The following is a 12,122-nucleotide window of genomic DNA, read 5'->3' on the forward strand; positions in this document are numbered from 1 at the left end:
TGGAGCATAATTTGTTCGATTACTTGTAGATAACCGCAGTACCGCTCAGTTTGTTATTACCGTTAGTGGAAGTGATGGTGTATCCACTTGCGCCCGCGGCGGCAGCTTTTTCAGCCAGTTTTGCTTCCAGACCGTCCAGCGTGGTCGCGCCTTCAGCACTCACCACACCGATTTTGTTCAGATCCTGTGCCTGAGTAGAGGAGACTGGCTCTACGGCGAAAGCGCCAAAAGACAGAGCGGACAGGGCAACAGCGGCAACAGCATATTTGATGGTTTTCATAGGTCAATTCTCGCAGGTTATTCTGTTAAGGGGACGATGTTCCGTCGATGTGATAAGTATCACGCTTTTTAGCGGAAGATAAAATCGAAGAGAATTGACGTGGTTGGTCAAAAAAATTGAATGACAAATAACTTATTGATTATTAATAAAATCAGAAGCGCAATTGACACTTCTTGCGGATACGCTTTACAGACACAATCAGAAGGGCACGTTTTGCTACGCGCTTCGCTGAAAGTCGTGAGCGTAAAGTAAACTGTTGGTGCGGTTAACTACGGTAAAGGAAAGTCAACGTAACTGGCTGTCTTTCGATCCTCTACGATTATATCCTGAATGTGAAGCATTTTTTGAATCTTTCTCCTGCTGACAGGTAATGCAAAGCCGTACTCCGGGAATGGCTTTACGTCGTGCCTCAGGAATGGGATCCCCGCACTCTTCGCATTCCGTCAAACTTTCGCCGCGCGGAATTTCACCGCGAGCACGCGCAACCGCATCTTCAATGGTACTGTTGATCTGTTCGTTAACGGCGTCGTCATTCGCCCAGCCGGAAGCCATGATGTTCTCCTGAAAGGATCAAGTCATGCATTTTAATATGGGGTGAAAAAACGCACAGTCAAGGCGCAGACAGAGAGAACTGCATCTGCCGGACAGATGCAGTTTGGAAGGCGGTAAGTTATTTATAGATAGTCGCTGTACCGTACATATGGTTATCGCCACCGGCGGCGTTCACCACGAAGCCTTTAGCGCCTTCCTGACGGGCTTTTTCGGCCAGCTTGTCCTGAAGGTCATCAAGGTTGCTTGCCCGGCTGACAGAGACCGTCCCGGCCGCGCGTAGCTGGCTGGTGTCGGTACTGTCGGTCAGAGGTTGAACGGACAAGGCAGAGAACGATGCGCCTGCCAGCGCACCCGCAATAATAAAGGTCAGATACTTTTTCATAATCACATCCTCAGGGGAAACAACAGGTGATTCCTGTTAAGTTTAGAAGCCCGATGCGTGTGATTTAGCGCAAAAATTTGATGATGATCTGCTTATTTTTTGAACGATAAATTCTGACAATTTGTTGACAGATCATAGACATACAGGTCGCTGATTTTTGTCGTTTTTTTGTGCGACTCAGACAGATATTTACCCCCGCGTCGTCACAGGGTATCTTACGCGGCTGTTTAAAGGAGAATGCCATGACTTCCCACAAGCCGGGATTGCACCCGCGTAACCGCCACCGTAGCCGCTACGATATGAAAGCCCTGTGTCTGAGCTGCCCTGAATTGCAGGGTTTTATCGTTCAGACACCAGCCGGTGAACCGTCGGTAAACTTTGCCGATCCGCTGGCGGTTAAAACGCTGAACAAAGCGCTGCTGGCCCATTTTTATGGTGTGACGCACTGGGACATCCCTGATGGCTTTCTCTGCCCGCCGGTCCCGGGCCGTGCGGATTACGTCCATCATCTAGCCGATCTGCTGGCGGATGACCACGATGGCGTAGTGCCGAAACAGGCTACCGTCCTTGATATCGGTACGGGCGCGAACCTAATCTACCCCCTGATAGGCGCACATGAGTACCAGTGGCGATTTACCGGCAGCGAGATCGGTGATGAGGCCTTCGCCAGCGCGCAGGCCATTATCAACGCTAACCCGGGGTTAAGCCGGGCCGTTCGTCTGCGTCGTCAGAAGGATGCCGCTGCTATTTTCACCGGCATTATTCATAAGAACGAACAATATGATGCCACCCTGTGCAACCCGCCATTCCACGACTCCGCCGCGTCCGCGCGTGCGGGAAGTGAACGCAAGCGGCGTAACCTGGGCCAGGCCGAAGATGGCGCGCTGAACTTTGGCGGCCAGCAGCAGGAGCTGTGGTGCGAGGGCGGGGAAGTAGCCTTTATTCTGCGCATGATTGCCGAGAGTAAAGGCTTCGGTCGTCAGGTGAAATGGTTTACCACGCTGGTCTCTCGTGGCGATAACCTGCCGCCGCTTTACCGCGCGCTGACCGACGTCGGGGCGGTGAAAGTGGTTAAAAAAGAGATGGCGCAGGGCCAGAAGCAGAGCCGCTTTATTGCCTGGTCCTTTATGGACGATAACAAACGTCGCAAATAATCGTTTCTCGGGCCGGGAAAGGCGAAGCCGCCACCCGGCTCGGTTACAGCGTCGGCTCCTGTGGAGGGAGCGGCGAAGCGGGCGGCGACAATACCTGATACGTCTGCACCGGCGCTCTCACGTTCGCCAGATCGAAGTGTTTTTTCACCATGCTGTCGAGAGCAAAGCGCACCGTCCACTGCTTAAGCGGCTGGGTGGTGAACGATACGCGCAGGGTAAAGGCAGTGTTCGTCAGCCCGACGATGCCCGCAAACGACGGCTCACCAATTACCAGCCCGCGAATATCCTCCATCTCCATCAGTTCGCTCACCGCATCCCGCAGCGCCTGTTTCGCCTTATCTGCATCTTCGTGACGATCGACATCATAATTCGCCACCACCGAACCAATGCCGCGCACAAAGTTGGCAAAGGTGGTGATCGATGACCACGGAATAATGTGGTACGCCCCGGTATCCTGACGTACGCCGACGGAGCGAATGGACATCCTCTCCACCGTGCCGGTGAGCGGTCCAATGGTCACAAGATCCCCGGTGTTCATCCCGTTCTCAAACTGGATAAAAATGCCGGTGATAATATCCTTCACCAGCGTCTGCGAACCAAAGGAGATCGCCAGTCCCAGGGCACCGGCACCCGCCAGCAGTGGGGCGATATTTACGCCGATTTCCGACAACACAATCATGATGGTAATGGTGCTAATGATCACCGCCAGCGCGTTGCGGAACAGCGTCAGCAGTGTGCGGGCGCGGGCGCTTGGCAGGGGCCTGCCGTGGACATCCGACACCAGACGGTTTTCGATAAGGCTTGCCAGCAGCGTCCAACCGACGGCGGAGAAGAACAGGATCAGCGCGATACGAATAAGAATATCGACGGTCTTTTCCCCGGCGCCGTTATGCAGCCAGTTCCAGAAATCAAACAGTCCCCACGCATTCAGCAGCAGCATAATTGCCACGCAGACCGTCAAAATACGCGCCACCTTCAGCGACACCGATGTCCAGCCATTTACCCGTTTTTGCAGCTCGGGGTAATTACGCTGAACCTGCGGCGACAGGGTGATCGTCTTCGATAGCCAGCGGGAGAGCAGGCCAGAAACAAAGGCCGCGATGCCGATAATCGCCAGGCTTTTGAACGTCGCCCCCATCATAAATTTCAGGCTGTTGCCCGGATCGAACAGCGAGAAGAAACACAGCACAATAAAATAGGCGCTGGCCAGCCAGTGCCACACCAGCGCAAAGGCGCGAATAAAGAGGCTGAAAAAGGAGAGGGAGCGATCGGCCAGGTGAAGCAGACTGTCGGTGATCGCTTTTTTATTGTGGAAGATGAGGTACAGCGCCCAGACGGTAATACAGAGCATGATCAGCACGTTCGCCAGGGCCCCGAACTGCACGTTAACCTGGTTGGAAATAATCGGGACGGCGACCAGCAGGCCATAGCCGATCAACCCGCTCAGCACGCTGAGCCGAACCGCCCAGTATTTGGCGCTCCGATCCGAAATGGCGAACGGGCGAAGTTCCGGCACGCGCGGACAGAATATTAACCGCAGGAGCGCCTTAAAGAACTCGATCAGGGCAAAGGCGTTCAGGAACAGCCCCTGCTGAAAGGCGATGGTTTTGTTCCCGGTATTAAGACGATCGGCCAGCATCTGGCCGACAAACAGCGTCAGCGCCAGCAGCAGCAAATCGATGATAAAGGCCCCGGTAATCATTGCCGGAAGATGCAGCCAGCTGCTTTTATGCTGATTCTTTTTACGTCCCCAGTGGCCCATCTTCCGGTAAAGCGGCCAGACAGACAGGCGCAACAGCCAGTAAAAAATGAATACCGCGGCGGCCAGAATAGAAAACTGGGTCGCGGCTGCAGAAAAGGTGTGGGGATTAAAAGGCTTATGCGAGGTACCAACAAGGTTGCGATAGAGCTGGGCAAAACGCGACGACAGGGCTTCCCCGTAGCGGCGACTGATATCGGTGACGTTTTCCAGTACCGTCTTTTCGTCTTCGACTTCCGGCGGCGCGATAGTCGGAACCGGATCCTGAGGCGGTGTGGCGGCCACTTTCCTCAGCTGATCGATAAGCTCCTGCCGGGACGTGTCGTTCTCAAGCACGTCGGCAAGTGCGCTGTAAGCGGCTTTTTTCTTTTCAGCGTCGGGTTCTGGCGGCGCATTTTGCTGGGTGGCGGTGGCTCCGGTGGTGACGCCGGGAATGGTTACAGCAAGTGATGGCGCGCTAAACAGGGTAAACAGTAGCAACAGGATCCACGGCACGGCGTCCTCCGACAAAAATATCGTGCAAAATGATAAGTATAGAGCGCGCGGAGCGGAGGGGAGTTTTTGGGAACAATCCGGCATAAAAAAGCCGGGCATGCCCGGCTCTGTGTATGGCTATCAGGAGACGTGTTGCAGGAACTCCTGGAGGCGCTGGCTCGGTGGGTTCGCAATCAGCGCCTGCGGATTACCGTCTTCCGCGATGCGGCCCTTATCAATGAAGATCAGACGGGACGCCACTTTTTCGGCAAAGCCGATTTCGTGGGTAACGATCACCATCGTCATGCCTTCTTCTGCCAGATCCTGCATCACTTTCAACACCTCGTGACGCAGCTCCGGGTCGAGTGCGGAGGTTGGCTCATCAAACAGCATCATCTTTGGCTTCACCGCCAGCGCACGGGCAATGGCCACGCGCTGCTGCTGGCCACCGGACAGCTCGGAAGGATAGTGGTGGGCACGCTCCGCCAGACCCACTTTCGCCAGCAGATCTTTTGCCAGCGTTTCTGCCGCCGCTTTGCTGGCCCCACGCACGCGCAAAGGACCGAACATCACGTTTTCCAGCGCCGTCAGGTGCGGGAACAGGTAGAACTGCTGGAACACCATGCCCGCTTCCTGGCGGATCAGGCGCTCGTCCACTTTCGGATCGTTCACCTTCAGACCATCGACGATCAAATCGCCGCTGGTGATCTCCTCGAGCTTGTTAATACAGCGCAGCAGGGTGGATTTTCCGGAACCCGACGGCCCGATGATCACCACCACTTCACCCTGCCTGATGTTCAAATCGATATTGTGCAGCACCTGGGTTGGACCAAAGTGCTTGGAAACATTTTTAAGTTCAATCACAGGATTTTCATCCTTCTTTCAAGACGACGCAGAACAAAGCTCAGGACAAGCGTGATAATCAGGTAGACAACGGCGACCGCACTCCAGATTTCCAGGGCGCGGAAGTTACCCGCGATGATCTCCTGGCCCTGACGGGTCAGCTCGGCCACGCCGATAACAATAAACAGCGAGGTGTCTTTAATGCTGATGATCCACTGGTTGCCCAGCGGCGGCAGCATGCGGCGCAGCGCCAGCGGCAGGATCACGTGACGGATCGTTTCGCGACGGGAAAGACCTAACGCCAGGCCAGCTTCGCTGAAGCCTTTATGAATCGACAGCACCGCACCGCGGGTGATTTCCGCAATGTAGGCGCCGGAGTTGATCATAATGGTGACGACAGCTGCGCTGAACGGGTCAATGCGCAGATCGTTGAAGGCCATCGGCAGGGCGAAGTAGATAAACATGACCTGCACCACAATGGGGGTGCCGCGGATCACTTCGATGAAAACCAGCGCGATGTGGTTTGCAATCCAGCCGCCGTAGGTGCGGGCGAAACCGGCCACCAGACCGATAATTAACCCGCCAACCAGACCGAGGACCGAAATCCACAAGGTCATTTTAGCGCCTTCAAGCAAGAGAGGAATGGCAGGCCAGATGGCGCTCCAGTCAAACTGCATGATGTATTCCTGTATACCGTGGTGAAAAACGAAAAACGTAGGCCCGGTAAGCGGTAGCGCCACCGGGCGTTACAAACCTGAAGTCAGGTGAAATTATTTAGGCTCGGTACCGAACCATTTTTTGTAGATTTCGTTATAGGTGCCGTTCTCTTTCAGGGTTTTCAGCGCGCCGTTAACTTTATTACGCAGGTCGTCGCTGCCTTTCGGGAACGCAATACCGTACTGCTGAGCTTCCAGGGAATCACCTACCGCTTTGAACTTGCCGTTACCGGCGGTTTTGATGAAGTAAAGGATGTTAGGCGTGTCATGCAGCACCGCGTCTGCGCGGTTGGTGCCCAGTTCCATGTAAGCGTTGTCGATGTTCGGGAACTGACGCAGGTCTTTGGTTTTGATATTGGCTTTCGCGTAATCAACGGAACCGGTGCCGCTCTTCACGGCGACCACTTTACCGTCGAGATCTTTCACGCTTTTCACGTCGTTGTTATCCGCTTTCACCATCACCAGCAGGCCGCTTTTGTAGTAGCCATCAGAGAAATCGATCGCTTTTTTACGCTCTTCGGTAATGGTGATGCCCGCCAGCGCCAGGTCAACGTTTTTGGTTTGCAGTGCCGGGATAATGCCGCTGAAATCCATTGGCTTCAGGGTGTAATCAAGTTTGAGTTCTTTTGCGACAGCGGCCCACAGATCAACGTCAAAACCAACGTATTTATCACCCTGTTTGAATTCAAACGGTACGAACGCCGTGTCAGTCGCCACAACCAGTTTGTCGGCAGCCTGCGAGGACACCGCAAACGCCAGGGTAAGTGCAGCCAGTGAAACTTTTAATACAGACTTCATAGCATTTCCTTTTATATCCACGGGGCGATCCCCTGCGAGAACCTCAGGCACAATGAAAAAATCGTGCCAGTTTTACAAGCTGTTGTTTTGCAAAGGGGATAATGTCACGCATTGCACAAAAAGCGTGGCAATTCTGTCAGGTTGCACCAGAATGGAGCACCGTTTTGGTGCGCTTCGTTAAGGTCTTCTGACAGGGGGATATTTAGCGCAGAATCTGACGAAAAAACAATCTTCCGTTAACGGTTGTGTGAGGTGATTATTACATTTTATTCACTTTTGCGGCCTTTGCGGACAAAAGTGTGCACCATAAATGTGCAAAACCCCCGCCAGGGGCGAGGGTTATTCAGACAATCCGCAGGGATTATTCGATGTTTGACTCAATGAACCACAGGAACTGATCCAGGTCGCGTGACGCGGCAGTGAAGATATCAGCGGTGTCTTCATCTTTTGCTTCGCCAATCGCTTTACGAACATCGTTCGCGACAATCGCATAACGGTCTGCCAGCTCTTTCAGGTGATCCTGAACGGTATGGATATCCAGCGGATAGCTTTTCAGTGGCGTTTTGCTGTTGATCACCTGCGTGGTACCCAGAGCCACACCGCCCAGCTGTACGGCGCGTTCGGCCATGGTATCCAGATGAGTCACCAGTGCTGTGCGGAAGCCATCCAGCATTTCATGAACGGCAATAAAGTTTGCACCGCGCATATTCCAGTGGGCCTGTTTGGTGATCAGCGAAAGATCGATGAACTGGACCACCTGGCGATTCAGCAGCTCAATGGTCGCTTTTTTATCGCTATCCGATACATCGTTACGGGTATAAAGCAGATTAGACGCTTTCGTTTTCACCAGTTTAGCGGTACTCATAATCTCATATCCTCTTGATTTTTGTGTCCCAGGTAATTACGGGATTAAGTATAGCACCGGATTTTTTCTCTGCGGTTTGGCGCTGCCTATCGGTTTAATAGCGAAAGGATAGTTGAAGTTTTAACTTAATGATTTTAAAGTTTTTTATATAAATTGATGCAGATCAATCTTAATTCGTTAAGTGACAAGGCGGGCAGGTGAAATATTTTGGCAATATAAGAGAGTTTGTAAGAAATTATTTGAAGGGCTGACGAGACCTATATTCTGCATGGCCGGTATGCCATGCAGAATTTAAGGGCTAGTTGAGGTCAATCTTATGTACTTTTGGTTCCGGGCGCATGGTCAATGTAGAGCCCATTGACGCCGCGATAATGGAACAGAGCGCCAGCGTCTGCACCAGTGTCAGGGTTTCGCCGAGGAACATCATTCCAGAGATGGCAGCCAGCGCGGGCTCCATGCTCATGAGCGTACCAAAAATACGCGTAGGCAGACGCGTCAGGGCGATCATCTCCAGAGAGTAGGGCAGCGCCGTGGAAAGAATGGCGACCGCCAGCCCAACCGGCAGGATTGACCACTGCCATATTGAGTCCGTTGCTTGTGCCATGCCGATCGGGACAAAGATAACCGCGGCAATCAGCGAGCCTAAGGCGACCGTCGCGGGGCCGTGCTCTTCGCCCGCACGCTGACCAGTGAGAATATACACCGCCCAGCACGCCCCTGCGCCCAGCGCCAGAGCGGCCCCTGTCAAATCGATTTGTGAAACGCTTTGGCCGAGCGGCAGCAGGAACCATAGCCCCAGCACGGCCAGTATGACCCAGATAAAGTCTACCGGGCGACGAGAAGAAAAGAGGGCAACCGCCAGCGGGCCGGTAAATTCAAGCGCGACCGCGATCCCCAGCGGGATAGTCTGAATAGAGAGGTAGAACATGTAGTTCATCCCTCCCAGCGCCAGCCCATAAAAAAGCAGAGGCAGTCGCTGCTCCTTTTTAAACCGTAGCCGCCAGGGTTTAAAGACAACCACGAGGATCAGGGTGCCTAATGCGATACGCAGCGCCGTGACGCCGGGCGCACCAATCAGCGGAAACAGCGATTTTGCCAGCGACGCGCCGCTTTGTATGGACATCATCGCGATAAGTATGACTGCCACCGGCATCCAGACCGACGATTTACGAGGTAAACCTGGCATCCTTTCTCCTGTCAATTTTTGTCAAAAGAGGTAAAAGTCGCAGTGTAATGGAAATAACCTGCAACGGTTGAGCTACTGTTGAAAAAAAATCCAGGGAAAATCCGTAAAATGAGAAAACGTTGCGGATTTTATCGCCTGAAAGATTAGGAATAATCTGGATGAACTAAATGGCGATGACGCGCACTATTAGCATTTACAGGTGAAAATCTGGAGTTATTTGAACGAGATAGCTGATGCTGGAAATGTTCTGTTACAGGAAAGGTCGCATTAGACATCGTGAATGACAAAGAGTTTCACAGATTTTTTTGATATATTTAAAACTTACGGACTTACTTGAAGCACATTTGAGGTGGTTATGAAAAAAATTGCATGTCTTTCAGCACTGGCAGCTGTTCTGGCTGTTTCCGCAGGTACCGCTGTAGCGGCAACTTCAACTGTAACTGGTGGTTACGCTCAGAGCGATATGCAGGGCGTGATGAACAAAACCAACGGTTTCAACCTGAAGTACCGTTACGAGCAAGACAACAACCCGCTGGGTGTGATCGGTTCTTTCACTTACACCGAGAAAGATCGTACTGAAAATGGCTCTTACAATAAAGGTCAGTACTACGGCATCACCGCGGGTCCTGCTTACCGCCTGAATGACTGGGCAAGCATCTACGGTGTTGTAGGTGTTGGCTACGGTAAATTCCAGCAGACCGAAAACCAGGGTCTGAACCGTACTGCAAGCAACAGCGACTACGGTTTCTCCTATGGCGCAGGTATGCAGTTCAACCCAATCGAAAACGTTGCTCTGGACTTCTCCTATGAGCAGAGCCGTATCCGCAACGTTGACGTTGGCACCTGGATCGCGGGCGTAGGTTACCGCTTCTAATCACTTCGGTGAGCCAGTAAAAAATCCGCCCAATGTGGCGGATTTTTTTGTTTGTACCCTCTCCCCGTGGGAGAGGGCCAGAGTGAGGGCATCAGCCTGCACGAGACGGCAGAGATCACTTACTCTTAATATCGAAAATATCCGTCCCCAGATGGTTATAGTCAACTTTCTGTAACCTGAAGTTGGTAATGTAAACTGGCGGGCCCTTCTTCCCGGAGATAAACGGGTAATCATTTTTTATCTCTTTCGCCTTAATCCCCGTCCACTGTGAGAAGAATTTCAGGAAATCGTTCGCGGAACGGCGCGCTTTGATGATGCGATGCGTTTTGTCATCACTCGACAGCACCATAAACGGTACCTGGAAGTTCTGCTGAAACTTGTCATCGTGGGCCAGATACTGCACCTCTTTACCGCGCTCCTTAAACGCCAGACCGTGGTCAGAGAAATAGACCATCGAGAAGCTATCGCCGCTGTTGCGCAGCTGCGCGTACAGCTTGCTGAGCAGATCGTCGGTTTGCGTCATGGTGTACAGATAACACGAGGTCTCTTTGGATTGCACAAACTCCGCATATTTTCCCCCGGTACGATCGCATGCCTGCGGGTGTGACCCCATCAGGTGCAGGACGATCAGCTGCGGCTGGGTGCGCTGAGTGGCAAAGACCTGCGCGGTCATTTTTAGCAACGCTTCATCTTTTGTGTTTTTATCGGCTTCGAAATCACCGCTTTTCAGGAACTGTACCTCGTCGGCACGCTTCGCGATGCTGGCAATGGCGGTATCATACTCGCCGATCTGCCCCTGGTTGGAGAACCACCACGTCTGAAAACCTGCCCGGTTGGCCAGGGTGACAAAATTATCCTGAAACTGCGGTTTTCCATCCACGACACGGTTGAGCGTCAGACCGAGCGATTTCTGCGTCGAGCCGCTGGCCGCCACGTAATCGGTAAACAGCGTACCGTTGACGGAGCTGGCAAACGGCGTGTTATCCCAGTGACCGCCAAACGCGCCGAGCGCATCGCGACGCGCGCTTTCACCGATCACCACCACATAGGTGTGATACTTCGGTTTCACCGCTAGCACGTTCCAGGTATCTTTCATGGTGGAAAGCTCGGCCATACGCGCCTGCTCGTCGAGCACTTCCTCGTTATTCACTACCACGTCTTTAACGAAGCGAAACACCGGATACCCGGTATCTTTAAGCTTAAACACGCCGCCCCAGGCCAGATTTTGTACCGGCGCAACAAAAAACGTCACTACGCTAAAGGCCAGGCACAGGCTTTCAATTTTACCCCATGTTTTTTTCCCGACCTGCTTACGGCGAACCGCAATCACGCCGAGAGCAAAAATGAAAAGGCCAACCACGTAGTTGTACCACGGGAAGATCGTCAGGATCTCTGTAGACTCTTCCATATTGGTGGAGTGGAGCGCCAGCAGGGTATTAAAGTTCGGCGCGCCATAGGCCTGGCCGAACGGGAAATAGGCGGCAGCCACCAGAGAACAGATCCCGATAAGCACTTTCTGCATGCGCGGTGCGCTTCGCCATAGCAGGTGAAGAATGCAGGTGAACCCGACGGCATAAAGCAGGCTAAAGGGGTAGCCAAGAGCAAAGTTAATCAACAGCGATTGCAAAAAATAAAATCCCGTCCACGGGCTTAGGGCCCGGCTGCGGGTAACAAGTGTATCAATCAGGGTTACGTTCATAGATCACTATCACGAAAACGCCATGTGCTCACCCTGGCGCCAAGGGTCAAAGCCTGCCGGACAGTGCGTGGAAAGGGAATGGAGGTCCGCTTCAGCGAGCCGCAAATTGTGCAGGGCTGCAAGAAGATAGTGCGAGCGTGAATTAAGGTCAACAGTTGCTAAACAGATGTTTTGCGAAGGGGGCTGCAAATCCGCAAAAATAATCAGGAAAAAGCGAGTTTACAACGAAAGTGTGACAGGAAAATGAAGCGGCGTGCCGCGACGCCGCTTAGTGAGAAGATTTGTCGTCCTGATGCGGTTTGGCGTTAAACATATCGCACAGCATGTTCAACAGCATTAGACGCACTTTAAAAGGAGAGTGGGTAAACACGTTCATACACCTCTTGAATTCATTCATAAGACCTCCTGATTCATGATCCCTTCGATCCGTGAAGGGTGACTGCATTACATACAGATATAGCACAGGCTATATTGTATAGCTATGGCTAATTCGTTAATTTTTTGTGCTTGTAGAGCTATGGTTTACAATGTGCGCTCCGT

General features: G+C 52.7%; 13 protein-coding genes. 2 read left to right on the plus strand and 11 right to left on the minus strand.

Annotated features, from left to right (window positions below; genetic code table 11):
* Positions 1-19: 19 nt before the first annotated feature.
* From ybiJ to mcbA, 3 genes are all read right to left on the minus strand, one after another.
* Complete coding sequence (gene ybiJ, locus ACOTZP_RS10590) at positions 20-280, minus strand: DUF1471 family protein YbiJ (protein ID WP_003858474.1); 261 nt, start codon at positions 278-280, stop codon at positions 20-22.
* Positions 281-565: 285 nt separating this feature from the next.
* The gene (locus ACOTZP_RS10595; protein WP_022647518.1) at positions 566-832 is read right to left on the minus strand and encodes a DksA/TraR family C4-type zinc finger protein; all 267 of its coding nucleotides are present in this window, start codon (positions 830-832) and stop codon (positions 566-568) included.
* Positions 833-950: 118 nt separating this feature from the next.
* Positions 951-1,214, minus strand: a complete 264-nt coding sequence (mcbA, locus tag ACOTZP_RS10600; RefSeq protein WP_022647519.1) for a DUF1471 family periplasmic protein McbA — start codon at positions 1,212-1,214, stop codon at positions 951-953.
* 242 nt (positions 1,215-1,456) lie between these two features.
* Between mcbA and rlmF the strand changes: the two genes are divergently transcribed.
* Positions 1,457-2,368, plus strand: coding sequence for a 23S rRNA (adenine(1618)-N(6))-methyltransferase RlmF (gene rlmF, locus ACOTZP_RS10605; protein ID WP_063841935.1), 912 nt, complete (start codon positions 1,457-1,459; stop codon positions 2,366-2,368).
* A 43-nt stretch (positions 2,369-2,411) separates the two neighbouring features.
* Here rlmF and ybiO read toward each other — a convergent pair whose 3' ends face one another.
* From ybiO to rhtA, 6 genes are all read right to left on the minus strand, one after another.
* Positions 2,412-4,622, minus strand: coding sequence for a mechanosensitive channel protein (ybiO, locus tag ACOTZP_RS10610; RefSeq protein ID WP_022647521.1), 2,211 nt, complete (start codon positions 4,620-4,622; stop codon positions 2,412-2,414).
* A gap of 120 nt (positions 4,623-4,742) precedes the next feature.
* On the minus strand, positions 4,743-5,465 hold the full coding sequence (gene glnQ / locus ACOTZP_RS10615) for a glutamine ABC transporter ATP-binding protein GlnQ (protein ID WP_271074933.1): 723 nt from the start codon (positions 5,463-5,465) through the stop codon (positions 4,743-4,745).
* Positions 5,462-6,121: a glutamine ABC transporter permease GlnP gene (glnP, locus tag ACOTZP_RS10620; RefSeq protein WP_010428919.1), complete on the minus strand. Its 660-nt coding sequence runs from the start codon at positions 6,119-6,121 to the stop codon at positions 5,462-5,464. The genes glnQ and glnP overlap by 4 nt, the downstream gene beginning before the upstream one ends.
* A 93-nt stretch (positions 6,122-6,214) precedes the next feature.
* Positions 6,215-6,958 (minus strand): glutamine ABC transporter substrate-binding protein GlnH, encoded by a 744-nt coding sequence (gene glnH / locus ACOTZP_RS10625; protein WP_003858455.1) that lies wholly within the window; start codon positions 6,956-6,958, stop codon positions 6,215-6,217.
* A gap of 361 nt (positions 6,959-7,319) precedes the next feature.
* Positions 7,320-7,823 carry a DNA starvation/stationary phase protection protein Dps gene (gene dps, locus ACOTZP_RS10630; protein ID WP_000100801.1) on the minus strand — a complete coding sequence of 168 codons (504 nt, stop codon included), beginning with the start codon at positions 7,821-7,823 and terminating at the stop codon, positions 7,320-7,322.
* A 298-nt stretch (positions 7,824-8,121) separates the two neighbouring features.
* A complete protein-coding gene (rhtA, locus tag ACOTZP_RS10635; RefSeq protein WP_023305742.1) occupies positions 8,122-9,009 on the minus strand; it encodes a threonine/homoserine exporter RhtA in 888 nt (295 codons plus the stop codon).
* Between the two features lie 355 nt (positions 9,010-9,364).
* Here rhtA and ompX point away from each other — a divergent pair, with 355 nt between their 5' ends.
* Positions 9,365-9,883 (plus strand): outer membrane protein OmpX, encoded by a 519-nt coding sequence (gene ompX, locus ACOTZP_RS10640; RefSeq protein ID WP_003858450.1) that lies wholly within the window; start codon positions 9,365-9,367, stop codon positions 9,881-9,883.
* Between the two features lie 115 nt (positions 9,884-9,998).
* Here ompX and ACOTZP_RS10645 read toward each other — a convergent pair whose 3' ends face one another.
* Together ACOTZP_RS10645 and mntS are read right to left on the minus strand one after the other, a co-directional pair.
* The gene (locus ACOTZP_RS10645; protein WP_022647524.1) at positions 9,999-11,582 is read right to left on the minus strand and encodes a phosphoethanolamine transferase; all 1,584 of its coding nucleotides are present in this window, start codon (positions 11,580-11,582) and stop codon (positions 9,999-10,001) included.
* 268 nt (positions 11,583-11,850) lie between these two features.
* On the minus strand, positions 11,851-11,979 hold the full coding sequence (gene mntS, locus ACOTZP_RS10650) for a manganase accumulation protein MntS (RefSeq protein WP_022647525.1): 129 nt from the start codon (positions 11,977-11,979) through the stop codon (positions 11,851-11,853).
* Positions 11,980-12,122 lie beyond the last annotated feature (143 nt).

The sequence above is a fragment of the Enterobacter cloacae complex sp. SYL001 genome (assembly GCF_049237025.1).
GTDB lineage: Bacteria > Pseudomonadota > Gammaproteobacteria > Enterobacterales > Enterobacteriaceae > Enterobacter > Enterobacter intestinihominis.

Bases quoted from the DNA above. Each gene is read 5' to 3' on its own strand.
- mcbA (WP_022647519.1), bottom strand. From the start codon at position 1,214: ATGAAAAAGTATCTGACCTTTATTATTGCGGGTGCGCTGGCAGGCGCA.
- rlmF (WP_063841935.1), top strand. From the start codon at position 1,457: ATGACTTCCCACAAGCCGGGATTGCACCCGCGTAACCGCCACCGTAGC.
- ompX (WP_003858450.1), top strand. From the start codon at position 9,365: ATGAAAAAAATTGCATGTCTTTCAGCACTGGCAGCTGTTCTGGCTGTT.
- ybiJ (WP_003858474.1), bottom strand. From the start codon at position 280: ATGAAAACCATCAAATATGCTGTTGCCGCTGTTGCCCTGTCCGCTCTG.
- ACOTZP_RS10645 (WP_022647524.1), bottom strand. From the start codon at position 11,582: ATGAACGTAACCCTGATTGATACACTTGTTACCCGCAGCCGGGCCCTA.
- dps (WP_000100801.1), bottom strand. From the start codon at position 7,823: ATGAGTACCGCTAAACTGGTGAAAACGAAAGCGTCTAATCTGCTTTAT.
- glnH (WP_003858455.1), bottom strand. From the start codon at position 6,958: ATGAAGTCTGTATTAAAAGTTTCACTGGCTGCACTTACCCTGGCGTTT.
- rhtA (WP_023305742.1), bottom strand. From the start codon at position 9,009: ATGCCAGGTTTACCTCGTAAATCGTCGGTCTGGATGCCGGTGGCAGTC.
- glnP (WP_010428919.1), bottom strand. From the start codon at position 6,121: ATGCAGTTTGACTGGAGCGCCATCTGGCCTGCCATTCCTCTCTTGCTT.
- ACOTZP_RS10595 (WP_022647518.1), bottom strand. From the start codon at position 832: ATGGCTTCCGGCTGGGCGAATGACGACGCCGTTAACGAACAGATCAAC.
- mntS (WP_022647525.1), bottom strand. From the start codon at position 11,979: ATGAATGAATTCAAGAGGTGTATGAACGTGTTTACCCACTCTCCTTTT.